We start from the raw sequence: 26,065 nt of genomic DNA, 5'->3' as shown, positions 1-26,065 counted from the left end.
AAATTGTTAAAGAGCAGTGCCGCTTCGTTTTCACTGCGGCGCGGGGTGTGCATATTACGCTTTCCCGCTTCAGAGTCAACCCGTTATTTCAGGATTTTTTCTCTTCAACCGACCGGGTTAACTGTGAAGTGATTCACATCCGCCGTGTCGATGGAGGCGCATTATAGGGAGCTGCCGAGGAATGACAAGCGGAAATATGCATTTTTATTTCGACCGCTCACCTTTTCGCCAAAAAGGCTATTTCTGATGCTTTTTTATCTCTTTTGGCAGCTCTGCCAGACTATTAATCACCCAATCCGCTGCACTTTCTGCTTCTGGCGTTACGGGCTTACCGGTACGCACTAATATTTTGGTACCCACTCCCGCCGCTGCGGCCGCCTGCATATCTTCCAGCTTATCGCCCACCATATAAGAAGCAGCCATATCAATATGCAAGAACTCCTGCGCAGAGTTAAACATGCCCGGATGCGGTTTACGGCAGTCACAGGTCTGACGATATTCTTCTACCGTTCCCTGCGGGTGGTGCGGGCAGTAGTAAATGCCATCAAGATCGACCCCGCGATCGGCCAGCGACCAGTCCATCCATTCCGTCAGTGTCTCAAACTGCGCTTCGGTGAACTTACCACGCGCGATGCCGGACTGGTTCGTTACGACCACCAGCGCATAGCCCATCTCTTTTAGCTGGCGCATTGCCTCTATAACGCCGTCGATAAATTCGAATTCATCGATCTCATGCACATAACCGTGATCCACATTAATAGTGCCATCACGGTCGAGAAAAATTGCGGGTACTGATTTAGCCACCGATTTGCTCCTGAAAAAGGCCTGTTGAGCTAGTATCTCATGAATCGCAGCGCAATAAAGTGCTCATCGTACAGAGTTGGATTGATTTAGACGTCTGGATGCCTTAACATCCGTTTTGTTTACGGTCATCACCCGTATCTGGCAGAAGAAAATGCCACGGCTAACTTACATACGATAAAAATAATCTAATGATTAAACTTTCCAATATCACCAAAGTGTTCCAGCAGGGGAACCGAACCATTCAGGCGCTGAACAACGTCAGCCTGCATGTTCCTGCTGGTCAAATTTATGGCGTCATTGGCGCATCGGGTGCGGGTAAAAGCACGCTGATCCGTTGTGTTAACCTGCTTGAGCGCCCAACCCAGGGCAGCGTAGAAGTTGGCGGTCAGGAACTTACCGCCCTTTCGGAAAAAGAACTCACCAAAGCGCGCCGTCAAATTGGCATGATCTTCCAGCACTTTAACCTGCTGGCTTCCCGCACGGTGTTCGGCAACGTCGCCTTACCGCTGGAGCTGGATAACACGCCGAAAGAAGAAATGAAGCGTCGCGTTACCGAACTGCTCGACCTCGTGGGTCTGGGTGATAAGCATGATAGCTACCCGGCAAATCTGTCCGGTGGGCAGAAGCAGCGTGTTGCTATTGCCCGCGCGCTGGCCAGCAATCCAAAAGTACTGCTGTGCGACGAAGCTACCAGCGCACTGGATCCAGCCACCACACGTTCTATTCTGGAACTGCTGAAGGACATTAACCGTCGCCTGGGCCTGACGATCCTCCTTATTACGCACGAGATGGACGTGGTGAAACGCATCTGCGACTGCGTGGCGGTCATTAGCAACGGTGAACTGATCGAGCAGGACACCGTAAGCGAAGTGTTTTCCCATCCGAAAACGCCGCTGGCGCAGCAGTTTATTCAGTCCACGCTGCATCTGGATATTCCAGAAGATTATCTGGAGCGTTTGAAAACCGAGGCAACGGCGGACAGCGTCCCGATGTTGCGTATGGAATTCACCGGTCAGTCCGTTGATGCCCCTCTGCTTTCCGAAACCGCGCGTCGCTTTAACGTGAACAACAACATTATTAGCGCGCAGATGGATTACGCCGGTGGCGTGAAATTCGGCATCATGCTGACGGAAATGCACGGCACTCAAGAAGAAACCCAGGCCGCAATCGCCTGGCTGCAAGAACATCATGTAAAAGTAGAGGTACTGGGTTATGTCTGAGCCGATGATGTGGCTACTGGTTCGGGGCGTTTGGGAAACGCTGGCAATGACCTTTGTATCGGGTTTCTTTGGTTTTGTGATTGGCCTGCCGGTAGGCGTACTGCTGTACGTGACGCGTCCGGGTCAAATCATTGAGAATGCGAAGCTCTACCGTACGCTCTCCGCGCTGGTGAATATCTTCCGTTCCATCCCGTTTATTATTCTGCTGGTGTGGATGATTCCGTTTACCCGCGTGATCGTCGGCACATCGATTGGTCTGCAGGCGGCTATCGTTCCGCTGACCGTAGGCGCTGCGCCGTTTATCGCCCGTATGGTGGAGAACGCCCTGCTGGAGATCCCAACCGGTTTGATTGAAGCTTCTTGTGCAATGGGGGCAACACCTATGCAGATCGTCCGCAAGGTTCTGCTGCCTGAAGCACTGCCGGGCCTGGTGAACGCGGCAACGATTACGCTTATTACTCTGGTAGGGTATTCCGCGATGGGCGGTGCAGTTGGCGCTGGCGGTTTAGGACAGATTGGTTATCAGTACGGCTATATTGGATATAACGCTACCGTGATGAATACCGTTCTGGTATTGCTGGTTGTTCTGGTTTACTTAATCCAGTTCTCTGGCGATCGCATCGTCCGGGCTGTTACTCACAAATAACGTTACACACAACACAAACTCGACGAGTTAAGGATAAAACATGGCGTTTAAATTAAAGACCTTTGCAGCAGTAGGCGCGCTGATTGGATCTCTGGCACTGGTGGGTTGCGGTCAGGACGAAAAAGATCCAAACCATATTAAAGTGGGCGTTATCGTAGGTGCAGAACAGCAGGTTGCTGAAGTTGCTCAGAAAGTGGCGAAAGAAAAATACGGTCTGGACGTTGAGCTCGTAACCTTCAACGATTACGTTCTGCCGAACGAAGCGCTGAGCAAAGGCGATATCGACGCCAACGCCTTCCAGCATAAGCCATACCTGGATCAGCAGATCAAAGATCGCGGCTATAAGCTGGTTGGCGTGGGTAACACCTTCGTCTACCCGATTGCAGGCTACTCCAAGAAAATTAAATCGCTGGACGAACTGCAGCCGGGTTCTCAGGTAGCCGTGCCTAACGATCCAACCAACCTCGGACGCTCCCTGCTGCTGCTGCAGAAAGTGGGCCTGATCAAACTGAAAGACGGCGTTGGCCTGCTGCCAACCGTTCTGGATGTCACCGACAACCCGAAAAATCTGAAAATTGTTGAACTGGAAGCACCGCAGCTGCCGCGTTCTCTGGACGATGCGCAGATTGCCCTGGCCGTTATCAACACCACTTACGCCAGCCAGATTGGCCTGACGCCAGCGAAAGACGGTATCTTCGTTGAAGATAAAGACTCTCCGTACGTTAACCTGATCGTGACTCGCGAAGATAACAAAGACGCGGAAAACGTGAAGAAGTTCGTCCAGGCCTATCAGTCAGACGAAGTTTACCAGGAAGCCAACAAAGTGTTTAACGGCGGCGCTGTTAAAGGCTGGTAATCTCACCTCAGTGTAATATCATCAGGACGGGCTTATGCCCGTCTTGTCATTTGTGCAGTCACCTGATTCAATATCTGACGTTTTGATTATCCATTGAGGAATTATTATGCGTGCTTTACCGATCTGTCTTTTAGCACTCATGCTGAGCGGCTGTTCTATGCTAAGCAGATCTCCTGTTGAACCCGTTCAAAGCACGGCAACCCCGCCAAAAACAGAGCCTGCAAAACCGAAAGTGGTTCGCCCTGCGCCGGTTCGCATTATCACCAAGGCTGACGAACTGGTCGGCAAACCGTTCCGTGAACTGGGTGAAGTGAGCGGTGAATCCTGTCAGGCAACCAATCAGGACTCTCCACCGAATATCCCGACTGCGCGTAAACGCATGCAGATTAACGCCGCAAAAATGAAAGCTAACGCGGTGCTGCTGCACAGCTGCGAAGTCACCAGCGGCACGCCGGGCTGCTACCGTCAGGCGGTTTGCATCGGTTCTGCGCTGAACATTACGGCGAAATGAGTGCATTTAAGTTTGAGCAGATAGGCGCTATCCACTCTCCGTATAAAGAGAAGTTCGCCGTGCCCCGCCAGCCCGGTCTGGTCACCAGCGGCAGCGGCGAGCTTCATCTTCAGGCACCTTATAACCAGGCCGATGCGGTACGCGGGCTCGAGTCTTTCAGTCACTTATGGGTGGTATTTGTTTTTCACCAGACAATGGAAGGCGGCTGGCGTCCCACCGTGCGTCCCCCGCGCCTGGGCGGAAATGCGAGAATGGGCGTGTTTGCGACGCGCTCGACCTTCCGCCCAAACCCGATCGGGATGTCGCTGGTTGAGCTGAAAGGCATACGTTGCCAGAAGGATCAGGTCATCCTTGAGCTGGGCAGCCTGGACCTGGTTGACGGCACGCCGGTTATCGACATCAAACCCTATTTGCCTTTCGCCGAATCCCTCCCGAATGCGCGTGCAAGCTACGCTCAGGACACACCGCAGGCGGATATGCCAGTCTCGTTTACGCCTGAGATAGCCTTACAGCTGAGTCAGCTGGAGAAACGCTATCCTCGCTTACGGCATTTCATTACTGAAGTTCTGGCTCAGGACCCCCGTCCGGCCTATCGTAAAGAAGAGGAAGCAGGAAAGACGTATGCCGTCTGGCTGCTGGATTTTAACGTGCGCTGGCGCGTCACCGGGGCAGGTTTCGAAGTGTTTGCCCTTGAACCCAGGTAATTTTGTTCTCCTCTCTTTTGGCATCTTTGCCACACTGGTAAACTAAACCACTTTTTTTGTGTCAGGCTGGCGTTTCAGCCTGTTCCAATCGTCGAAATGGAACCGTAACAACATGCGTACTAGCCAATATCTGCTCTCCACTCTGAAGGAGACACCTGCCGACGCCGAAGTGATCAGCCATCAACTGATGCTGCGCGCCGGGATGATCCGCAAGCTGGCCTCCGGGTTATACACCTGGCTGCCGACCGGCGTGCGCGTCCTGAAAAAAGTCGAAAACATCGTGCGTGAAGAGATGAACAACGCCGGTGCTATCGAGGTGTCCATGCCCGTGGTTCAGCCCGCTGACCTGTGGCAGGAGAGCGGTCGTTGGGAGCAATATGGCCCAGAACTGCTGCGCTTCGTCGATCGCGGCGAGCGTCCGTTCGTTCTCGGTCCAACGCATGAAGAAGTCATTACCGATCTGATTCGTAACGAGCTGAGCTCTTACAAACAGCTGCCGCTGAACTTCTTCCAGATCCAGACCAAGTTCCGTGACGAAGTGCGCCCACGTTTCGGCGTGATGCGCTCTCGCGAATTCCTGATGAAAGATGCCTACTCTTTCCATACGTCACAGGAATCGCTGCAAGAGACCTACGACAAAATGTACGAGGCTTACAGCAAAATCTTCTCCCGCATGGGTCTGGATTTCCGCGCTGTGCAGGCTGATACCGGCTCCATCGGCGGTAGCGCGTCCCATGAGTTCCAGGTTCTGGCGCAGAGCGGTGAAGACGATGTGATCTTCTCTGACTCTTCAGACTACGCGGCGAACATCGAATTTGCAGAAGCGCTGGCACCAAAAGAACCTCGCGGCGCGGCAACGCAAGAGATGACGCTGGTTGATACGCCAAATGCGAAAACCATCGCCGAGCTGGTTGAGCAGTTCAGTCTGCCAGTCGAGAAAACCGTGAAAACGCTGCTGGTGAAATCCACCGAAGGCAGCGCTTACCCGCTGGTTGCCCTGCTGGTGCGTGGCGATCATGAACTGAACGAAGTGAAAGCCGAAAAGCTGCCGCAGGTCGCCAGCCCGCTGACGTTCGCCACGGAAGCGGAAATCCGCGCCGTCGTGAATGCCGGCCCAGGCTCTCTCGGTCCGGTGAATATGCCGGTTCCTGTCGTTATTGACCGCACGGTTGCTGCAATGAGCGACTTCTCCGCGGGTGCTAACATCGACGGTAAACATTACTTCGGCATTAACTGGGATCGCGACGTGGCGACGCCAGAAGTGGCAGACATCCGTAACGTGGTTGCAGGCGACCCAAGCCCGGACGGCCAGGGTACGCTGATGATCAAGCGCGGTATCGAAGTGGGCCACATCTTCCAGCTGGGTGATAAATACTCTCGTGCGCTGAACGCCGCCGTTCAGGGTGAAGATGGCCGTAACCAGATCCTGACCATGGGCTGCTACGGTATCGGGGTAACGCGCGTGGTGGCTGCGGCCATCGAGCAGAACTACGACGAGCGCGGCATCGTCTGGCCGGACAACATCGCGCCGTTCCAGGTGGCCATTCTGCCAATGAACATGCACAAGTCTTACCGCGTGCAGGAGCTGGCCGAGAAGCTGTACGCCGAGCTGCGCGCTCAGGGTATCGAAGTGCTGATGGATGACCGTAAAGAGCGTCCGGGCGTGATGTTTGCCGATATGGAACTGATCGGTATCCCGCACACCGTCGTCATCGGCGACCGTAACCTCGACAGCGATGAGATTGAATACAAATACCGTCGCAGCGGCGAAAAACAGATGATCAAGACCAGCGATATTCTTGATTACCTGGTGAAAGCCATCAAAGGCTAAACAAAAAACCCCGCTCTGGCGGGGTTTTTTAATGGCTCAACGTCAATTTATTTACTGTTACAGTCTTTACCCGCGACAAACTTCGCGTCTTTATCTGCCACCAGCGTTTTCACCATCTCCCCGCTATCCGGGTTTGGCTCCAGCGTAAAGTGGCCATCAACCGTCAGCAATACCGGCTTGCTGTCATTGCCGCGCGCCACGGCGTAATCACGTTCAAGCTGCGCATTGTTTGCCACGCTGACTTTTTTACCGGTAGCGCAGTCGGTAAAGATCGCCGCATCCGCCATATAGAAATACATCCCCCGCATCGCCATTGGCGTGGCTGGCAGCGCCGCTTTCACCGGCGTCAGCGTGTAGTTGAGCTGGGATTCAATCGGATTGCCTTCCCGGTCGAGCATTTCCATGTTCTCACCTTTTGGGCGGAACCAGGTTTTGTCACCGGAGGTATCCGTCAGGACCAGCTTCTCCGCCGTACGCGCCCATGTCCCGTAGGTGGCAAATGAAGAGGGTTCTTTCGCCCCCTGGTAGCGCTGGTTCATCACCCAGGTACCGTCTTTTTGCAGGAACAGTGACGTTTCAATGCCTTCGCAGTCCGCGCAAGGCAATACGCCGCGCCAGCTCTGCTGCATTGGCTTTAACTCTTCATTCTGCGCTGGCTGCAAAACCTGCGTTTCAGAACGGTTGTTACACCCGAAAAGCGCAAACAGTGTACTCACTGCCAGCGCTGAAAATAATGCTTTTTTCACAATGAATTCCTTATGAAAATTGTGTTCCCTTTCGTCACTCCATCGGGCGACGAACTTTACCGCGTAATGCTTTCACTGTGGATTTTTGGGCTTTCGAGGACAGCCGACGCTCTTTCGATGCGCGGGTTGGCCGCGTTGCCCGGCGGCTTTTTTGTACTGCCGTTAACTCTTTGATGACCGCCACCAGCCTGGCTAGCGCCGCTTCCCGGTTTAATTCCTGGCTGCGGTACTCCTGGGCTTTGATCACAATCACGCCATCGCTGGTAATCAGATGATGGCTGGCGGCAAGCAGACTTTCTTTATAATACTCTGGCAGGCTTGAGGCCCGAATGTCAAAACGCAAATGGATAGCCGTCGACGCCTTGTTGACGTGCTGCCCGCCCGCGCCCTGAGCACGGATGGCGGCGATCTCCAGCTCGCTATCAGGGATGCTGACGCTTCGGGACAAGACGATCATGGCGCAGGCTGCCAGGCTGTCAGATGAATTTCCAGATTATTCTGAGAATCAGAAAGCCAGATGGCTCCGTCCTGAATCGTTGCCTGCAGCGCCATCGTCCGGCTGGCGAACTCGCTCAGCTGCGCCAGCTGTTCATCATCCAGATACCAGACGGCGAGATTTTTAAACTGCGCGCATTTATTCTTATTTTGCTGCCACCAAATCTCCGCCGCGCGCTGGTTATAGGCGAATAACGCCACTTCCGCAGACTGAGTACACGCCTTTTTAATCCTGCGCTCGTCCGGCAGACCGAGTTCAATCCATAAATCGATCCCCAGATGGTCGTTGCGCAGCCAGGCTTCAGGCTCATCTTCCGCACTTAACCCACGGGTAAACTGCAGACGTTCATCAGCATACTTAATCCACGCCAGCAGGCGCAGCATCATACGCTCCTGTGTTTCGGAGGGGTGGCGTGCCAGCGTAAGCGACGCGTCCAGAAACTGGTTGCGATCAAGATCGGCCACGTTGACCACTGCTTTATAAATTGTCGCTTTCAGCGCCATGAGAGAACTCCATTCGAATCAGCCGCACATTGTAGCGAAAACGGAGGCAAAAGGCTGTTACGGAGTAATAAATACACCGCTATCAAGGCGCTGATATTGCTTAAATGAGTATGGTATAGTCACCTTGCTAAACCGAGTTTATCTTCGTAGGCTTAATGATATCTCACAGTAAGTCAGTGCGCTGGCGGGAGGGGATGTGAATAATTATTGTGAGTTAATTCGCAAACGGTATGCGGAAATCGCCAGCGGAGATCTGGGGTATGTCCCGGACGCGTTGGGCTGTGTATTGAAGGTGCTTAATGAAGTGGCCTCTGATGAGAGCCTTTCAGAGTCGGTCAGGGAAAAAGCAGCGTATGCTGCGGCGAATTTACTGGTGAGCGATTATGTCGATGAATGATACTTATCAACCCATCAATTGTGATGACTATGACAACCTCGAACTCGCCTGCCAGCATCATTTAATACTGACGCTGGAGCTAAAAGATGGCGAAGTGTTGAAGGCGAAGGCCAGCGATCTGCTTTCACGCAAGAATGTGGAATACCTGGTCGTGGAAGATGCCGGTGCGACGCGCGAGCTGCGTCTGGACAAAATAGCCAGCTTCAGCCACCCGCAAATCGGCACCGTCGTGGTGAGCGAATCCTGATGACATTAACGGGCAGCCGGGCTGCCCGTTACGCTTTCCGCCACTCGAAGCTGGCACCCTCTTCTGTCCACCCCTCTTCCGTGATGAACACCCCTGCAGCAGCAATCAGCGTTTCACCGTAGAACAGCAGCGGCGTGGTGTCGCGCAGCCACGGCGGCACGTTGTACTCTTGCCATATCTTTTTCAGCTTCCGTCCCCCGTTGCGTCCGACGATATGCAGCAAGCCGCCAGCCTTAAAGCGCACGCTGACGGGTTCTCCGGGCTTTGGCAGACGCACATGCCCAGTCGGCATCAGAGAGACACTCCCCGTGTCCTGAGGCAATATCAGCGGTACCTCTGGTGAGGTCCAGTGAAGCACCACATCGGTCAGCGAGGGGGAGTATTTTACCCACCAGAGTTTGCCTTTATAGCGTCTGACCTCATATCCACTCAGGTGTACGCAGGGGGAAGCATCTTCCCGCGCCTGCGCGACTTCGTCCCAGATACGGCTCAGCATTGCCCGCGACGGCATCGCAGCATGATGAGTGGCGAGCCAGCGACGTAACAGCGCGGCCCGACGCGCCGGGCTTATCGCCTCCAGAGGCGCAATTGCCAGCGCTCCGTCTTCTGAAATGAGGTCAGACAGCTCCTCGCTGAGTAACTCATCCAGCAGGCTTTCCTGTTCGGCACACAGCATGGCGCTTCTTGCCGTCGCGTCGGCGAAATGCGGCCAGCGCTCGCTTAAAAGCGGGAGGACGCGCAGACGCAGGAAGTTACGATCGTAGCTGTCGTCCCGGTTGCTCTCATCTTCGATCCAGCTCAGCTGATGTTCCCGCGCCCAGGCTTCCAGCGACGCGCGGGTCTCGCCAATCAACGGCCGTAATAATTGCGTTCCGGCAAAATCAGAACGCGCCGGCATGGCGGAAAGCCCCGCGGGTCCGCTGCCCCGCTTAAGCGCCAGCAAAAAGGTTTCGCACTGATCGTCCAGATGCTGCGCCGTGACCAGCGCTTCGCCGGGCAGCAATACGCCGGCAAAAGCGGTATAGCGGGCTTTACGCGCCTGCGCCTCAATACCCAATCCTTCATCAGCAAGCGTGACGCGCTCAACGATGAGCGGGATAGCCCACGCCTCACACAAGGCTTCACAGTGCGCCACCCAATCCTCTGCATGACGGCTTAGGCCGTGGTGGATATGTATAGCCCGAAGCTGGACGCCAGGGTCCCGGTCGCGCCAGAGCTTAAGGCGATGCAGCAACACGGTGGAATCCAGGCCACCGCTAAACCCCACCAGCAGCTGGCGGTACGGTGAAACGGCTTGTGCGATAGCAGGTAAGGTCATAGGAAATTACACATAAAAAATGCCCGAACTGAGCGGGCATTATCACACAGGACAAACATTACTGCTGGTAAAGCTCCAGCGGCAGGCCGTCCGGGTCGTTAAAAAAGGTAAACCGCTTGTTGGTAAACGGATCGACGCGAATCGCCTCGCACGTCACGCCGTGCGCCTCCAGGTGTTTTACTGCGCTATCAAGATCATCAACGCTGAAAGCCAGATGACGCAGGCCGCAGGCTTCCGGGCGGGACGGACGTGAAGGCGGGAAAGGAAAAGAGAACAGCTCAATCACATACTGCCCGTTTAGCGCGAGATCGCCCTTCCAGGAGTCACGCTCCTCGCGGTAGGCCTCGCTCATGAGCGTAAAGCCAAGAATGTCGCAGTAGAAGGCCTTACTTTTCGCATAATCGGTGGCGATGATCGCAATATGGTGAACCGCTTTTAAACCCAGCATAGCTTCTCCTTTTTATGATGCCTGAACGTTACAACCGAAAACCCACACCTGGCAAGCGGTCACCTTTATTTTAGGACTCGCACCCAGTACACGCCGTTTTCATCGCGTTTCGCGCCGTGGATATCCGTTTCAAAGCCTGGATAGTGACGTCCTACCGAACAGAGCATCAGCAGAAAATCGAGCACCGCCCGGCTCTCCTCGGTGATCATCTCACCCGGCATCAGCAGCGGCACGCCCGGCGGATACGGCAGGATCATGTTGGCCGATACCCGCCCGACCAGATTTTCCAGCTCAACGGTTTCGACTTCGCCTTTCACCTGCCGCTGCCAGGCCTTGTGCGGCGTCAGCTTCATATCAGGCAGGACATCAAACGCCTGGAGCATCAGGCGCGGCAGATCGTGCTGGCGGATCAGTCGGTGGATACCCTGAGCCAGATCCTGAATGCGCATGTTGCGGTAAAAGTCAGGATCTTCCGCGTAGAGATCCGGCAGCATGTTCTTCACCCGCAGGTTCAGATCGTAGGCGCGCTTGAACTCCATCAGCCCGCGGAGCAAACCCATCGCCCGTGTTTTATCGATCCCGATGCTGAACAGGAACAGCAGATTGTAAGGACCGGTTTTTTCCACCACTACGCCACGCTCGTCAAGGAACTTCGCTACCAGTGCAGCAGGGATCCCATCCTCGCCCATCACGCCCTGTTCGTCCATGCCCGGCGTAAGGATCGTCACCTTCACAGGATCGAGAAACATGTGGTCCGCATCAGCATCCCGGAAGCCGTGCCAGCTCTCTCCCGGCGCGACGGGCCAGCACTCCGCCTCGTCGATCTCTTCCGGCTGCCAGATATCGAAGAACCAACCGTCGGCCTCATCCTTCAGCCGCTGGACCTCTTTACGGAAATGCAGCGCCCGTTCCACCGAGCGGTTAATCAGGCGTTTACCCGGATTGCCGCGCAACATCGCCGCCGCCGTCTCGATAGAGGCCACCAGCGGATAGCTCGGTGAGGTGGTGGTGTGCATCATAAAGGCTTCATTAAACGTATCCTCGTCGTACTCGCCTTTAATATGGATTAACGAAGCCTGCGAAAACGCGGCCAGCATTTTGTGCGTCGACTGCGTTTCGAAAAAGACCTTGCCCGGCACGCGCTCGCCGCTCATCCCGCTTTTGCCCGAGTAAATCGGGTGGAAGTTGGTATAGGGCACCCACGCGGAATCGAAGTGGATCGACGGTACGTCCAGCGTCTGCTTGATCCAGTTCGTGTTATACAGCAGACCGTCATAGGTGGAGTTGGTGATTACCGCATGGACAGGCCAGCTTGCGTCGGGGATCGCCGCAACCTTACTTTCGATGGCCTGGTGCGTGAACTCCCGGCGCGGAATGCCGCCGAGGATACCGAGCGCGTTACGCGTGGGTGACAGCCAGATCGGGACGACGTCGCTCATCATCAGCAGGTGCGCCAGCGATTTATGGCAGTTACGGTCAATCAGCAACGTGCTTCCGGTTGGCGCGGCGTACATTCCGACGATTTTGTTCGAGGTCGAGGTGCCGTTGGTCACCATATAGCTCTGCTCGGCGCCAAAGGTGCGGGCGATATACTCTTCGGCTTCAAGATGTGGCCCGGTGTGATCCAGCAGAGAACCCAGTTCTGTCACTGAAATCGACACGTCTGCTTTCAGGGTGTTGCCGCCGAAGAAATCGTAGAAAAGGCACCCCACCGGGCTTTTTTGATAGGCCGTTCCGGCCATGTGTCCCGGCGTACAGAAGGTGTATTTCCCCTCTTTCACATAGGTGAAAAGCGCACGCGTAAACGGCGGCGTGATGTTATCAAGGTATTCACCGGTGTACTGCTGAATGCGGGTCGCAATGTCCTCGGCCACGCCGAGCGCGTATTCGAAGAACCACAGCGCCATGCGCATATCGTGCGCGCTGACGTCCATGGTCGAATGAGTGTTGATAAAGGCGTAGAGCGGAAGGTATTCATTCAGCCTGTTGATCTCGCTGCACAGCTCCATGTCGTATTCGTCCCAGTCGAATATCACGCCACAGATGCGCGGATTATGTTCGATAAATTTCAGCAGATCGGCGCTGTTTTGCGGCCAGATTAGCTGATATCCGCGTGCTTCAAGGGCTTGCTCCAGCTCCTTGATGGGCTCGTCTTTATAAAAGACGCCGTGTGGCCCCATGATGGCAATGATGTTCATGGTTTACCTCCTTGAAAAACATCAGATAAGCATAGTTAAGGTAAACGGCAGGTATAAAAAAAGCCGCAACAATGTGCGGCTTTTCAGATAATTGTGAAGCTTACGCGTAACCGTAGGTCATCAAACGCTGGTAACGACGGTTGAGCAGGTCTTCTTTGCTCAGGACGTCCAGATCGGCCAGGTCGGCCAGCAGCTGTGCTTTCAGGGAAGCAGCCATCACTTCCGGCTTACGATGCGCGCCGCCCAGAGGCTCCGGGATAACGGTGTCGATCAGCTTCAGCTCTTTCAGACGCGGCGCAATGATGCCCATCGCTTCAGCGGCCAGCGGCGCTTTGTCGGCGCTTTTCCACAGAATGGACGCACAGCCTTCCGGGGAGATAACGGAATAGGTGCTGTACTGCAGCATATTCACTTTATCGCCCACGCCAATCGCCAGCGCACCGCCGGAACCACCCTCACCGATAACGGTACAGATGACCGGAACCTTCAGGCGAGACATCTCGCGCAGGTTGCGTGCGATAGCTTCAGACTGGCCGCGCTCTTCCGCGCCTACGCCTGGGTATGCACCCGGGGTGTCGATGAAGGTGATGATTGGCATGTTGAAACGCTCAGCCATCTCCATCAGACGCAGGGCCTTACGATAGCCTTCTGGTGCTGGCATACCGAAGTTACGACGGATCTTCTCTTTGGTTTCACGGCCTTTCTGGTGACCAATGATCATCACCGGGCGTCCGTCCAGACGCGCGATACCGCCAACGATAGCTTTATCGTCAGCGTATGCGCGGTCGCCTGCCAGTTCGTCAAATTCGTCAAACGCCAGGCGGACATAATCCAGGGTGTACGGACGCTGTGGATGACGCGCCAGCTGCGCGATCTGCCATGCGCCGAGATCGGCAAAGATTTTGCGCGTCAGCTCTACGCTTTTTTCGCGCAGACGATGCACTTCTTCGTCGATGTTAATATCCAGTTTTTCATCCTGACGGCTTACCGCTGTCAGAGAATCGATTTTCGCTTCCAGCTCAGCAATCGGCTGTTCGAAATCAAGGAAATTCAGACTCATAGTATTCCTGTATTAGTCAAACTCCAGTTCCACCTGCTCCGAACCAATGAGGCCACGGAGATCGTTCAGTAAACGATCGCTCGGAGAGACACGCCACGTTGCACCAAAGCGCAACCGCGCACGTGCATCCGCCCTCTGATAGTAGAGATGTACTGGAATGGTCCCCGAGCGGTGGGGTTCCAGAGACTGACGGAGTCGGTTTAAAAGCTGGTCATCAATTTGCCTGTCCGTCAGCGAGATAGCAAGCCCGCGAGCATATTTTTCCCGGGCTTCGTCAATGTCCATCACTTCGCGGGCGGTCATTTTAAGCCCCCCGCTGAAGTCATCAAAGCTGACCTGTCCGCTGACGATAAGTATGCGGTCTTTTTCCAGCAATTGCTGGTATTTATCCAGCGCGTCGGTGAACAGCATCACCTCCAGACGCCCGGAACGGTCATCTAACGTACAGATGCCGATACGATTGCCGCGCTTGGTGACCATTACCCTTGCAGCAATCACGAGCCCCGCAGCCGTGGTGATCTTACCACGCTCTGTCGGATGCATGTCTTTGAGCCTGTGGCCGCCGACATAGCGCTCAATTTCTTTAAGATACTGGTTGATCGGGTGACCCGTCAGGTACAGACCTAACGTTTCCCGCTCTCCATCCAGCACCACCTGTTCTGGCCACGGCTGGCAGTTGGAATAGGACTGCTCGATCTGCTCTGGCTCTTCCGCCAGCACGCCGAACATATCCGCCTGTCCAATGGCTTCCGCTTTTGCATGCTGATCTGCAGCTTTAAGCGCATCGCCGAGCGAGTTCATCAGCGCGGCACGGTGTGGCCCCAGCCTGTCAAACGCGCCAGACATGATCAGTTTTTCCAGCACGCGGCGGTTCAGTTTTTTGGTATCGGTACGGGCGCACAGATCGAACAGCTCACGGAAGTAGCCGCCGTTATTACGCGCTTCGATGATCGCCTCGATCGGCCCCTCACCCACGCCTTTTATCGCGCCGATCCCGTAGACGATCTCCCCGTCATCGTTAACGTGGAAATGGTACAGACCCGAGTTAATATCCGGCGGCAGGATCTTCAGCCCCATGCGCCAGCACTCGTCCACCAGGCCAACCACCTTTTCAGTGTTGTCCATATCGGCGGTCATTACCGCCGCCATAAACTCAGCGGGATAGTGGGCCTTGAGCCACAGCGTTTGATACGAAACCAAAGCATAGGCGGCGGAGTGAGATTTGTTAAATCCGTACCCGGCGAATTTCTCCACCAGGTCGAAGATTTTCATCGCCAGTTCGCCATCGACGCCGTTTTTCTTCGCCCCATCTTCAAAGATGGAGCGCTGCTTGGCCATCTCTTCCGGCTTTTTCTTACCCATCGCACGACGCAGCATGTCCGCGCCGCCAAGGGTATAGCCGGAAAGCACCTGGGCGATCTGCATGACCTGTTCCTGATACAGGATGATGCCGTAGGTCGGCTCCAGCACCGGTTTCAGGCTTTCATGCTGCCACTGCACGTCCGGGTAGGAAATCTCTTCGCGCCCGTGTTTACGGTCGATAAAGTTATCCACCATCCCTGACTGCAGCGGGCCCGGACGGAACAGGGCCACCAGCGCGATCATATCTTCGAAGCAGTCGGGCTGCAGGCGTTTAATCAGATCTTTCATGCCGCGGGATTCAAGCTGGAAGACGGCTGTCGTCTCCGAGCGCTGCAGCATGTCGAAACTTTTCTTGTCATCCAGCGGGATGGCCGCGATATCCAGCGGCGGCTCGCCGTTCTTCTCGCGGCGGGCGTTGATCATCTCCAGCGCCCAGTTGATGATGGTCAGCGTACGCAGGCCGAGGAAGTCGAACTTCACCAGCCCGGCGTATTCCACGTCGTTTTTATCGAACTGGGTGACCGGGTGCTGGCCCGCTTCGTCGCAGTAGAGCGGCGCAAAGTCGGTGATTTTGGTCGGGGCGATAACCACGCCCCCCGCATGCTTACCGGCGTTACGCGTCACGCCTTCAAGCTTACGCGCCATGTCGATCAGCGCTTTTACCTCTTCATCAGCTTCGTAGATTTCCGGCAGCTGAGGTTCGGCTTCAAAGGCTTTTGCCAGCGTCATGCCCGGATCGGGCGGCACCAGCTTTGAAATACGATCGACAAAACCGTACGGATGACCCAGCACGCGGCCCACGTCGCGGATAACCGCTTTCGCCGCCATAGTACCGAAGGTAATGATCTGCGAAACCGCGTCACGACCGTACATATCGGCCACGTGCTCAATCACTTGGTCGCGTTTTTCCATGCAGAAGTCGACGTCGAAGTCGGGCATGGAGACACGTTCCGGGTTAAGGAAACGTTCGAACAGCAGGTCAAATTCCAGCGGATCGAGGTCGGTAATTTTCAGCGCATACGCCACCAGTGAGCCCGCACCCGAGCCACGGCCCGGACCTACCGGCACGCCGTTATCCTTCGACCACTGGATAAACTCCATTACAATCAGGAAGTAGCCCGGGAAGCCCATCTGGTTAATCACCTGGAGTTCAATATCCAGGCGTTCGTCATACTCCGGACGACGTTTTTTACGCTCTTCTTCATCCGGGAACAGGAATTCGAGACGCTCTTCCAGACCTTCTTTCGATTTCATGACCAGGAAATCTTCCGTGGTCATGTCCCCGGTCGGGAACTGCGGCAGGAAGTATTCGCCGAGGCGCACGGTCACGTTACAGCGCTTGGCAATCTCTACGCTGTTTTCCAGTGCTTCCGGAATGTCGGAGAAGAGCTCGCACATCTCCTCTTCGCTGCGCATATACTGCTGCGATGAGTAGTTCCGCGGACGCTTTGGATCGTCGAGAGTGAAGCCATCGTGGATAGCGACGCGAATTTCATGCGCATCAAAATCGCCGGACTCCAGGAAACGCACGTCATTCGTTGCCACCACGGGCAAGCCGCGCTCTTCTGCCAGTGCGACAGCAGCGTGCAGATAGTTCTCTTCATCCTGGCGGCCGGTGCGAATCAGCTCCAGATAGTAACGATTCGGGAAGTACTCTTCATAGAACGAGACGCACTGATCCACCAGCGCGCTGTTACCGCGCAGCAGGGATTTACCGACATCGCCCATGCGGCCGCCGGAGATCAGCAGCAGCCCTTCGTTCAGCTCAGCCAGCCATTCCCTGTCAATCCACGGACCCAGCGCCCCATAACCGCGCTGATAGGCTTTTGAGATAAGCAGAGTGAGGTTTTGGTAACCCGTATTGTTCATCGCCAACACGGAGATTTGCGTCAGTTCATCGCCGATGAGATCGCTCTGCACATGGAAATCCGCACCGACGATAGGCTTCATCCCCGCGCCATGCGCCGTCCCGTAGAACTTCACCAGGCCGCACAGGTTGGTAAAATCGGTGATCGCCAGCGCAGGCATGCCAAGCGAGGCCGCCTTTTTTACCAGCGGCCCGGTCTTTGCCAGCCCATCGATCATGGAGTAGTCGCTATGCACCCGCAGGTGTACGAAACGTGGTTCAGCCATCTTCAGATCCCGCGTTACTTAATTGCTTGCGTCTTGATTCAGGACACCAGTCCCAGCGCGCGCTTCACCGGGCCAAAGCTGCGCCGATGATGTTCAGTTGCGCCATGTTCAGCCAGCTTTTCCAGATGGAAAGCCGTTGGATATCCCTTATGCTGGGCGAAACCATACGCGGGATAAGTGAGGTCCAGCGCGGCCATTTCGGCGTCGCGCGTCACTTTGGCAATAATAGAAGCTGCACTGATCTCTGCGACGCGGCTGTCGCCTTTAACGACGGCCATCGAAGGCATCGGCAGCGCCGGGCAACGGTTACCGTCGATCAGCACATATTCAGGCACAACCTTCAGGCCAGCAACGGCTCGCTGCATTGCCAGCATCGTGGCGTGCAGGATATTCAGATCGTCGATTTCATTCGGCTCTGCGCGCCCTACGCTCCACGCCAGCGCCTTCTCTTTAATTTCATCGAACAGCGCCAGGCGGCGCTTCTCACTGAGTTTTTTTGAGTCGTTCAGACCCATAATCGGGCGCGTTGGATCGAGGATCACCGCCGCGGTCACCACGGCACCGACCAACGGGCCGCGCCCGACTTCATCCACTCCGGCAACGAGGTGCGTGTGGGGATAAGTAAATTCCATCATTTTGCTAACTCCAGCACTGCATCAGCCGCCTGCTCATCAGCATTACAGCGGATCTGCTGATGCAGTTCACGGAAAGTATCGTGCATCTGGTGGCTGGTCTTGCCGTTGGCCAGCAGCGGCAGCAGGGCATCCGCAAGCGCCTGCGGCTGGCATTCATCCTGCAACAGCTCTTTCACCAGCTCGCGCCCGGCAAGCAGGTTTGGCAGGGAGACATAATCCGTTTTCACCAGACGTTTTGCCAGCCAGAAGGTAAACGGCTTCATGCGATAACCGACCACCATCGGGCACTTCGCCAGCATACACTCCAGCGCTGCCGTGCCGGAAGCCAGCAGTGCGGCATCGCTTGCATACATGGCTTCCCGCCCTTTCCCGTCGAGAAGACGAACGTGAAGATCCGGGGCAACGTCGGCTTTGATACGCTCGAACTGCTCGCGGCGTTTGGCATTCACCAGCGGCACAACCACTTCAAGATCGGGCCAGGTCTGGCGAAGAATCTGCGCGGTCTTCAGGAAATCAGCGCTCAGCATCTCGACCTCTGCGCCACGGCTGCCCGGCAGCAGCGCCAGACAGTGCACATCATGCGGGATACCCAGCGCGTCGCGCGCCGCGTTTTTATCCGGATCCAGCGGCATCGCATCCGCCATGGTATGACCGATAAAACGGCACGGAACATTAAATCTGTCGTAAAACGCTTTTTCGAAAGGCAGGAAAGCCAGCACCAGATTGGTGGACCGTCCGATTTTGAAAACGCGTTTCTGTCGCCACGCCCAGACGGACGGACTGACATAGTGAATGGTTTTGATGCCCTGCTTTTTCAGATTACCTTCGAGGGTAATGTTGAAATCAGGTGCATCGATACCGACAAACACATCGGGTTTGAGTTCGGTAAAGCGGCGGGTGAGATCGGCACGAATATGCAGCAGGCGTCGCAGGCGCCCCAGCACCTCGACGATGCCCATCACGGCCAGCTCTTCCATTTCATACCAGGCTTCACAGCCTTCGGCCTGCATCAGCGGGCCAGCCACGCCAACAAAGCGAGCATTGGGTACGCGCGCCTTAAGCGCCCGGATGAGACCTGCACCAAGAATATCGCCGGAGGTTTCTCCGGCGACCAGGGCTATCGTAAGCGGACGACTGTCGACCATTAACGAATCAGACCCCTCGTGGAACGGTCAAAGAACTCCATGAACGCGTTCACTTCAGGATGCTTATTCGCCAGCTCGGCAATTTCCGGCTTCGCCTCTTCCAGCGTTTTACCGCTACGGTACAGCAGTTTGTACGCGTTGCGGATAGCAGTAATCGCTTCGCGGCTAAAGCCACGACGCTTGAGGCCTTCGATGTTCACGCCAAACGGCGTGGCATGGTTGCCCTGCGCAATCACATACGGCGGGACGTCCTGCGCCACACCGGAGCATCCGCCGACCATCACGTGTGCACCAATGATGCAGAACTGATGGACTGCGGTCATGCCGCCAATAATTGCGAAGTCATCAACCGATACGTGTCCTGCCAGCGTTGCGTTGTTGGCAAGAATACAGCGATCGCCCACGGCACAGTCGTGCGCAATGTGCGCATTCACCATGAACAGGTTGTCGCTGCCCACCTTCGTCAACCCACCACCCTGCACTGTTCCACGATGAATGGTGACGCTTTCGCGAATACGGTTACGATCGCCAATTTCCAGACGGGTCGACTCACCAGCATATTTCAGATCCTGGTTAACTTCGCCGATGGAAGCGAACTGATAGATCTCGTTATTGCAGCCAATGGTCGTGTGACCATTCACGACAACGTGAGATTTCAGTACTGTACCCTCACCAATTTCGACATGGGGTCCAACAATACAGAACGGGCCAATGTGGACGTTTGCGCCAATGATGGCACCGGTTTCCACAATAGCGGTAGGATGAATAAAGGCGGATTTATCAATCACGTATCAGGACTCCCGGCTACGAGCACACATCATCGTCGCTTCGCAAACAACTTTGCCGTCAACCAGCGCTACGCCTTTGAAGCGAGTCAGGCCACGACGCGTTTTTTCAAAAGTGACTTCCATGATCATCTGATCACCAGGCACGACAGGACGCTTGAAGCGTGCTTCATCAATACCTGCGAAGTAATACAGTTCACCCGGCTCCAGCTTACCGACGCTTTTAAACGCCAGAATACCGGTAGCCTGAGCCATCGCTTCCAGAATCAACACACCCGGGAAGATAGGCTTACCCGGGAAGTGTCCCTGGAAGAACGGCTCGTTCACGGAAACATTTTTCACTGCGCGCAGAAAACGACCTTCTTCAAAATCCAGCACACGGTCTACCAGCAAAAACGGGTAGCGGTGCGGCAGAAGTTCTAAAATCTCTTCAATATGCAGAGTATGAGTGTCAGTAGTCAAAATACTCTTCCTGTCAAAATGTACTGATAACAATAATAACACGGCCTGCCGGTTTATTAGAAAGCCGACAGGCCGGGAAAGATAGCGTTAAACGGGTGACGTTTAGTCTTGTTGATCGATCTTACGCTCAAGAGACTTGAGTCGCTTGCTCATATCATCAATGTTCATCACCAGAGCTGCTGTTTTACGCCATACCTTGTTGGGTTGCAGCGGAATACCGGAGGAATAGACGCCAGGTTCAGTGATAGGACGCATTACCATGCCCATGCCCGTCACCGTCACCTTGTCGCATATTTCCATATGGCCATTAATCACGCTCGCGCCGCCAATCATGCAGTAACGACCAATTTTCAGGCTGCCCGCCATGATGACGCCCCCCGCAACCGCGGTATTGTCGCCAATCACAACGTTATGCGCAATCTGGCACTGGTTATCGATGATAACACCATTGCCAATGATAGTGTCGTCGAGTGCACCACGATCGATCGTGGTACAGGCCCCGATCTCCACGCGATCGCCAATAATAACGCGACCAAGCTGCGGGATCTTAACCCAGTTACCGCGATCGTTCGCGTAACCAAAGCCATCAGAACCAATCACGGTACTGGACTGGACGAGGCAATTTTCGCCGATTTCAACTTCATGATAAACGGACACATTGGCCCATAAACGGGTGCCAGCGCCGATTTTCGTATTTTTCCCAACGAAGCATCCAGGGCCAATGACGACGTTATCGCCCAGCTCAACGCCAGATTCAATAACCGCATTCGCGCCAACGGCCACGTTGTTACCCAGCTTAGCCGTCGGATCAATCGCTGCACTGGCAGCAATGTTCTGCGCCGGCTGCGGCGTGGTATCAAGAATTTGAGCCATGCGTGCATACGTCAGGTAGGGATTTTTCACTACCAGCGCGCTTCCAGTGGCAAAAGGAAGATCGTCCTGCGTCAGAACAACAGCTGACGCCTGGCATTGAGCCAGTTGTTCACGGTACTTAGGGCTTACCATGAAGGTAATCGTGCCAGCTTTAGCAGATTGCATGGACGCAACAGCGGTGATGACGATATCGCCATCACCGTGTAATTCTGCATCCAACTGCTGAGCTAAATCAGCCAGTCGAATTGAAGGCATTACTTATTTAACCTGTTTCAGAACATCAGCGGTGATGTCTTTAACATCGCTGCTGTTGAAAGCAACGGCGTTCGCATCAACAACCAGATCGATGCTCTGATCGGCAGCAACTGCTTTAACAGCAGTCTGAATGCGAGTCACCAGCTTGCCACGCTCTTCGTTAGAACGACGCTGACGATCCTGCTCGAAAGCCTGCGCTTTCTGGGAGAAGGTCTGGCGCTGAGCCATAACGTCTTTTTCCAGTTTGCTGCGATCGCTTGCTTTCATGGTAGAACCATCACGCTGCAGACGCTGCATTTTGGACTGAAGATCGCCTTCCATACGCTGCAGTTCGCTCGCACGGCCTTTGAATTCGTTTTCCAGAGTCGCAGAAACACCTGTTTTCTGAGCGACCTGCTGGAACAAATTACCCATGTTGACGATTGCGATTTTGTCTGCTGCCTGAGCAGAAGTTGCCATCGCTAAACCGAGACCTGCAGCTAATAACCACTTTTTCACAATTAACTCCTTACCATCCCATTGGCACCAGAAGGTACCGTTCTTTGCGTGGCAAGGCGACCGTTTTACCGATCGCCGGTTGTCAGCGCTACACTGCCAACGCATTCCATTGCAGCGGATTATTACCAGGTTTTACCAATGTTAAACTGGAATTGCTCCGCTTTGTCTCCATCGTATTTCTTAAACGGCTGGGCGTAGGAGAAGACCAACGGCCCCAGCGGTGACATCCATTGTAATGCGATACCGGCAGACATGCGAATATTGCCCGGATCGCTATAGTCTGGAACGCCAGCCGCGCGCATCTGGGCAGTATTCTCCCAGTTGGTATCCCACACCGTACCCGCATCCCAGAAGAAGGACGTACGTACGGAGTTCGCGTATTTATCACTGATAAATGGCGTTGGGGTGATGAACTCCAGGCTGGCCACGGCCATGGCGTTACCGCCTACAGCATCATCAGAGCTACATACTTGTTTTGGATCACGGCTTGCGCAGTTATCTTCATCATTACCGCCGTAATAAACCGCTTTCGGACCAATGTTGTTAGACTGGAAGCCACGCACGGTGCTTGAACCACCCGCGTAGAAGTTCTCATAGAACGGCAACTCTTTACTGCCGATACCGTCACCATAGCCCCAACGGGTACGACCCAGCACCACCCACTTGTGATCGTCATCAATCGGGAAGTAGGACGCGGTATCCAGCGTCACCTTGTAGAACTCGTTATCGGAACCAGGAATGGTCACCTTACCGTTCAGGTTAACGCGAGAGCCTTCCGTTGGGAAGAAACCGCGGTCAAGACGGTTGTAGGTCCAGCCATAGTTGAAGGTGAAGTCATCTGCAGCAAAACCGTTGTCATCGCTGGAGGTACTCGCCGACTGGCCGATGGAATCCAGATAACGCCACATCGCCACCTGCGGCTGCATGTTGGACAGGTCGTTATGCACGTAACCTAAGCCCGCTCGCAGGGTGTTGTATTCGTTAACCGGGAAGCCAAGCGTTCCGTCCACACCGTAACTTTTGTTGGTGTAGGAAGACAGATCTGCATCATCCGCTTTAAAGTCGTTATAGAAGATACGACCGCCCAAGCTCACACCGTCAACGGTGAAGTATGGGTTGGTAACGGAGAACTCAGAGTAGGTCTGGTAGTCGTTTTTGGTACCGTTAATACCAACAGAGTAACCCGTACCCAGCCAGTTATCCTGCTGGACGCCTACCTGGAAACTCACGCCGCTTTCCGTGCCGTAGCCCACGCCGAAGTTAAAGCTACCGGTGTTACGCTCTTTCACTTTATAAACGACATCAACCTGATCCGGGCTGCCCGGTACACGCTGAGTTTCAGTGTCTACGGTTTCAAAATAGCCCAGACGGTTCAGACGCTCTTTACCCTGGTCGACCAGGTCGCTGCCCAGCCACGCCCCTTCCATCTGACGCATTTCACGACGCAGAACGGAGTCTTTAGAGGTGTCATTACCGACGAAGCGGATCTTACGCACGTAGAAACGGTTACCCGCATCAACGTTAACGTGCAGCTTAACGGTTTTATCCGCATCGTTGATTTCCGGCTGAGTTTGTACGCGCGGATAGGCATAACCATAGCGGCCGAGCAGCTTCTTAATGCTGTCTTCCATTTTGGTGACTTTGGATCCGCTGTACAGATCGCCCGGCTGAATTTTGGTCAGCGATTCGATCTCAGCAGAATGCCCCGCCAGGTTACCACTCACTTCAACACCAGAAAGCTTGTACTGATCGCCTTCAGTGATGTTAACCGTAATGTAGATACCTTTCTTGTCCGGAGTCAGACTGACCTGAGTCGAGTCGATATTGAAGCGAGCATAACCGCGATCCAGATAGTAGCTGCGCAGGGTTTCAAGGTCGCCCGCCAGCTTCTGTTTCTGGTATTTACGATCGCCAACCACGTTCCACCACGGCACTTCATCGCGCAGCTGGAAGGTCGAGATCAGTTCGTCGGTGCTGAACGCGTGGTTACCCACGATGTTGATCTGCTGGATCTTCGCAGAAACACCTTCCTGGAAGACCAGCTTCAGGTCAACACGGTTACGCGGGAGCGGAGTGACAACCGCTTTCACGCTGGCGCTGTATTTACCGACGCTGTAGTAGAAGTCTTCCAGACCTTTTTCAATGTCTGAAAGGGTTGTGCGGTCCAGAGATTCACCCACACGAACACCCGATGCTTCAAGGTTTTGCTTGAGCATGTCATCTTTCACCGACTTGTTGCCGGAGAAAGTGATACTGGCGATCGTTGGACGTTCTTTTACCTGTACCAGCAGCGTATCACCATCGCGCAGGACACGGACGTCCTCGAAGTTGCCGGTGGCAAACAGAGCACGGATGGTGTTACTGATATCTTCATCATTAACCGTATCGCCGGGGCGCACAGGCATACTGAGGAGGGCCGCACCAACGGCGACACGCTGAAGGCCTTCGAAATGAATATCTTTCACTACGAACCCGTCAGCACCGTATACGGTGGCGCTGCTAAACAGCAGCGACGCTATGAGCAACTTTTTCATCGCCATCGTTATTATGCGTTCTTCCTAACTAACTCTCTTACAACCGAGAGAAATCATTGAAAAGTGCAAGCCCCATTAACAGCACCAGCAAAATCGAGCCAATGCGATAACTAAAGTCTTGAACTCGCTCGGATACCGGCCCGCCTTTTAGCTTTTCAATCGCTAAAAACAGCAGATGACCCCCGTCTAAAACGGGAAGCGGGAACAGGTTGATAATCCCAAGGTTCACGCTAATAAGCGCGAGGAACATGAGATAGTAAATCACCCCGAACTCCGCTGACATCCCAGCCCCCTGAGCAATCGAGATTGGCCCACTGAGGTTGTTCAGTTTCACATCACCGGTTATCAATTTCCCCAACATGTTGACCGTCAGCTTCATCAGTTGCCATGTTTTATCCGTGGCTTCAAGAATGGCGCTAAACGGCCCATACTGGCGTATTGTCTTGTACTCATCTGGCAGCGGGATCACTTTTGGCACAACGCCTGCAAACCCTTCTGCCTTTTTGCCGACCGACTTCGTATCCGGGATCAGCGTCAGCGAAAGCGGACTGCCTTGCCTTTCAACTTCCAGCGCGAGGGACGTCCCCGGATTATCGCGCACCAGAGTAACAAAGGTCATCCACTCTGTTAATGGTTGACCATCGACTTTAACGATCCTGTCGCCAGCTTGCAAACCCGCTTTGCTCGCCGCCGAATTTGCCTGTACTTCGGCTAATACCGGCTCAATCTGCGCGCCGCGGGGACGAATGCCCAGCGCAGCGACGGGATCCTCTTTGTCTGGCTCGAAACGCCAGTGGCGTAAATCCAGTACTTTGTCCTGACGCGCGTCTGACCCAAACGGCGATACGCTGATAGTTGTCTGCGGATCGCCAATTTTGGCTACCAGCTGCAGTCGCACGGCATCCCAATCAGGGGTTTCGATGCCATCAATCGCTTTAAGTTCCATCCCGGAGGTAATTTGCGCACTCGCCGCGATGGAGTCAGGGGCAATATCCCCCACTACCGGACGCACGCCAGGGACGCCAATGATAAACACCAGCCAGTAAGCGAAAATCGCAAAGATGAAGTTGGCTACCGGTCCGGCAGCGATGATGGCGGCGCGTTGTCCAACGGTTTTGTTGTTAAACGCACTGTGTCGCAGTTCGGGAGCGACAGGCTCAACACGTTCGTCGAGCATTTTGACGTAGCCGCCAAGCGGGATAAGGGCGATGACAAATTCCGTGCCGTGACGGTCGGTGCGCGTCCAGAGTGATTTGCCAAAACCAATGGAGAATCGCTCTACCCGCACACCACAACGGCGAGCAACCCAGAAATGGCCAAATTCATGCACGGTAATCAGTACACCCAGTGCAACAATGAACGCCGCCAGATTCCAGAGAATGCTCAGCATAAAACCTT

25 protein-coding genes are annotated in these 26,065 nt (G+C 54.6%); 8 read left to right on the top strand and 17 right to left on the bottom strand.

Going from position 1 to position 26,065, the window contains the following annotated elements; genetic code table 11:
• Window positions 1–237 precede the first annotated feature (237 nt).
• Complete coding sequence (gene gmhB / locus IM273_RS20300; protein WP_028015601.1) at window positions 238–804, bottom strand: D-glycero-beta-D-manno-heptose 1,7-bisphosphate 7-phosphatase; 567 nt, start codon at window positions 802–804, stop codon at window positions 238–240.
• 188 nt (window positions 805–992) lie between these two features.
• Between gmhB and metN the strand changes: the two genes are divergently transcribed.
• The 6 genes from metN to proS all read left to right on the top strand — a co-directional run bounded on the left by metN (window position 993) and on the right by proS (window position 6,572).
• Window positions 993–2,024, top strand: a complete 1,032-nt coding sequence (gene metN, locus IM273_RS20295) for a methionine ABC transporter ATP-binding protein MetN (protein ID WP_193051728.1) — start codon at window positions 993–995, stop codon at window positions 2,022–2,024.
• Entirely contained in the window at window positions 2,017–2,670 is a 654-nt protein-coding gene (locus IM273_RS20290; RefSeq protein ID WP_193051727.1) for a methionine ABC transporter permease MetI, read from the top strand. Before metN ends, IM273_RS20290 begins: the two co-directional genes overlap by 8 nt.
• Before the next feature lie 40 nt (window positions 2,671–2,710).
• Complete coding sequence (metQ, locus tag IM273_RS20285; RefSeq protein WP_193051726.1) at window positions 2,711–3,526, top strand: methionine ABC transporter substrate-binding lipoprotein MetQ; 816 nt, start codon at window positions 2,711–2,713, stop codon at window positions 3,524–3,526.
• A 106-nt stretch (window positions 3,527–3,632) separates the two neighbouring features.
• Window positions 3,633–4,037, top strand: a complete 405-nt coding sequence (gene rcsF / locus IM273_RS20280) for an Rcs stress response system protein RcsF (RefSeq protein WP_008501883.1) — start codon at window positions 3,633–3,635, stop codon at window positions 4,035–4,037.
• On the top strand, window positions 4,034–4,741 hold the full coding sequence (tsaA, locus tag IM273_RS20275; protein ID WP_193051725.1) for a tRNA (N6-threonylcarbamoyladenosine(37)-N6)-methyltransferase TrmO: 708 nt from the start codon (window positions 4,034–4,036) through the stop codon (window positions 4,739–4,741). The genes rcsF and tsaA overlap by 4 nt, the downstream gene beginning before the upstream one ends.
• Before the next feature lie 112 nt (window positions 4,742–4,853).
• Window positions 4,854–6,572: a proline--tRNA ligase gene (proS, locus tag IM273_RS20270; RefSeq protein WP_049000574.1), complete on the top strand. Its 1,719-nt coding sequence runs from the start codon at window positions 4,854–4,856 to the stop codon at window positions 6,570–6,572.
• 47 nt (window positions 6,573–6,619) lie between these two features.
• Here proS and nlpE read toward each other — a convergent pair whose 3' ends face one another.
• Genes nlpE through IM273_RS20255 form a run of 3 tightly spaced genes read right to left on the bottom strand, consistent with a single transcriptional unit; the run spans window position 6,620 to window position 8,317 of the window.
• Window positions 6,620–7,318: an envelope stress response activation lipoprotein NlpE gene (gene nlpE, locus IM273_RS20265; RefSeq protein WP_048960338.1), complete on the bottom strand. Its 699-nt coding sequence runs from the start codon at window positions 7,316–7,318 to the stop codon at window positions 6,620–6,622.
• A 34-nt stretch (window positions 7,319–7,352) separates the two neighbouring features.
• Window positions 7,353–7,775, bottom strand: a complete 423-nt coding sequence (gene arfB, locus IM273_RS20260) for an alternative ribosome rescue aminoacyl-tRNA hydrolase ArfB (protein WP_028015595.1) — start codon at window positions 7,773–7,775, stop codon at window positions 7,353–7,355.
• The gene (locus IM273_RS20255; protein ID WP_028015594.1) at window positions 7,772–8,317 is read right to left on the bottom strand and encodes a YaeQ family protein; all 546 of its coding nucleotides are present in this window, start codon (window positions 8,315–8,317) and stop codon (window positions 7,772–7,774) included. Before IM273_RS20255 ends, arfB begins: the two co-directional genes overlap by 4 nt.
• A gap of 196 nt (window positions 8,318–8,513) precedes the next feature.
• Here IM273_RS20255 and IM273_RS20250 point away from each other — a divergent pair, with 196 nt between their 5' ends.
• Complete coding sequence (locus tag IM273_RS20250) at window positions 8,514–8,714, top strand: YaeP family protein (RefSeq protein WP_008501889.1); 201 nt, start codon at window positions 8,514–8,516, stop codon at window positions 8,712–8,714.
• A complete protein-coding gene (gene rof, locus IM273_RS20245; RefSeq protein ID WP_028015593.1) occupies window positions 8,701–8,961 on the top strand; it encodes a Rho-binding antiterminator in 261 nt (86 codons plus the stop codon). Before IM273_RS20250 ends, rof begins: the two co-directional genes overlap by 14 nt.
• A 28-nt stretch (window positions 8,962–8,989) precedes the next feature.
• On the opposite strand, the gene tilS is transcribed toward rof, so the two are convergent.
• The 13 genes from tilS to rseP form a co-directional block, all read right to left on the bottom strand.
• Window positions 8,990–10,279, bottom strand: coding sequence for a tRNA lysidine(34) synthetase TilS (tilS, locus tag IM273_RS20240; protein WP_193051724.1), 1,290 nt, complete (start codon window positions 10,277–10,279; stop codon window positions 8,990–8,992).
• A gap of 58 nt (window positions 10,280–10,337) precedes the next feature.
• Window positions 10,338–10,727 (bottom strand): VOC family protein, encoded by a 390-nt coding sequence (locus tag IM273_RS20235; RefSeq protein WP_049000570.1) that lies wholly within the window; start codon window positions 10,725–10,727, stop codon window positions 10,338–10,340.
• 65 nt (window positions 10,728–10,792) lie between these two features.
• Entirely contained in the window at window positions 10,793–12,925 is a 2,133-nt protein-coding gene (locus IM273_RS20230) for a lysine decarboxylase LdcC (protein ID WP_193051723.1), read from the bottom strand.
• Between the two features lie 100 nt (window positions 12,926–13,025).
• Window positions 13,026–13,985, bottom strand: coding sequence for an acetyl-CoA carboxylase carboxyl transferase subunit alpha (accA, locus tag IM273_RS20225; RefSeq protein ID WP_013095666.1), 960 nt, complete (start codon window positions 13,983–13,985; stop codon window positions 13,026–13,028).
• Window positions 13,986–13,997: 12 nt separating this feature from the next.
• Window positions 13,998–17,480: a DNA polymerase III subunit alpha gene (dnaE, locus tag IM273_RS20220; RefSeq protein WP_041911187.1), complete on the bottom strand. Its 3,483-nt coding sequence runs from the start codon at window positions 17,478–17,480 to the stop codon at window positions 13,998–14,000.
• A gap of 38 nt (window positions 17,481–17,518) precedes the next feature.
• A complete protein-coding gene (rnhB, locus tag IM273_RS20215; RefSeq protein WP_028015588.1) occupies window positions 17,519–18,115 on the bottom strand; it encodes a ribonuclease HII in 597 nt (198 codons plus the stop codon).
• Window positions 18,112–19,260 carry a lipid-A-disaccharide synthase gene (gene lpxB, locus IM273_RS20210; RefSeq protein WP_049137786.1) on the bottom strand — a complete coding sequence of 383 codons (1,149 nt, stop codon included), beginning with the start codon at window positions 19,258–19,260 and terminating at the stop codon, window positions 18,112–18,114. Before lpxB ends, rnhB begins: the two co-directional genes overlap by 4 nt.
• Entirely contained in the window at window positions 19,260–20,048 is a 789-nt protein-coding gene (gene lpxA / locus IM273_RS20205) for an acyl-ACP--UDP-N-acetylglucosamine O-acyltransferase (RefSeq protein ID WP_041911189.1), read from the bottom strand. The genes lpxB and lpxA overlap by 1 nt, the downstream gene beginning before the upstream one ends.
• Window positions 20,049–20,051: 3 nt before the next feature.
• A complete protein-coding gene (gene fabZ, locus IM273_RS20200; protein WP_010426706.1) occupies window positions 20,052–20,507 on the bottom strand; it encodes a 3-hydroxyacyl-ACP dehydratase FabZ in 456 nt (151 codons plus the stop codon).
• A 102-nt stretch (window positions 20,508–20,609) separates the two neighbouring features.
• Entirely contained in the window at window positions 20,610–21,635 is a 1,026-nt protein-coding gene (gene lpxD / locus IM273_RS20195; protein WP_041911190.1) for a UDP-3-O-(3-hydroxymyristoyl)glucosamine N-acyltransferase, read from the bottom strand.
• Between the two features lie 3 nt (window positions 21,636–21,638).
• On the bottom strand, window positions 21,639–22,133 hold the full coding sequence (skp, locus tag IM273_RS20190; RefSeq protein ID WP_014882635.1) for a molecular chaperone Skp: 495 nt from the start codon (window positions 22,131–22,133) through the stop codon (window positions 21,639–21,641).
• A 122-nt stretch (window positions 22,134–22,255) separates the two neighbouring features.
• Window positions 22,256–24,673, bottom strand: coding sequence for an outer membrane protein assembly factor BamA (gene bamA, locus IM273_RS20185; protein ID WP_028015584.1), 2,418 nt, complete (start codon window positions 24,671–24,673; stop codon window positions 22,256–22,258).
• A gap of 31 nt (window positions 24,674–24,704) precedes the next feature.
• On the bottom strand, window positions 24,705–26,057 hold the full coding sequence (gene rseP, locus IM273_RS20180) for a sigma E protease regulator RseP (RefSeq protein WP_041911192.1): 1,353 nt from the start codon (window positions 26,055–26,057) through the stop codon (window positions 24,705–24,707).
• Window positions 26,058–26,065 lie beyond the last annotated feature (8 nt).

Origin of the sequence: Enterobacter cloacae complex sp. P13B (assembly GCF_014895915.1) — a bacterium.
GTDB lineage: Bacteria > Pseudomonadota > Gammaproteobacteria > Enterobacterales > Enterobacteriaceae > Enterobacter > Enterobacter bugandensis.
This window is presented reverse-complemented; position numbering and strand designations above follow the sequence as displayed.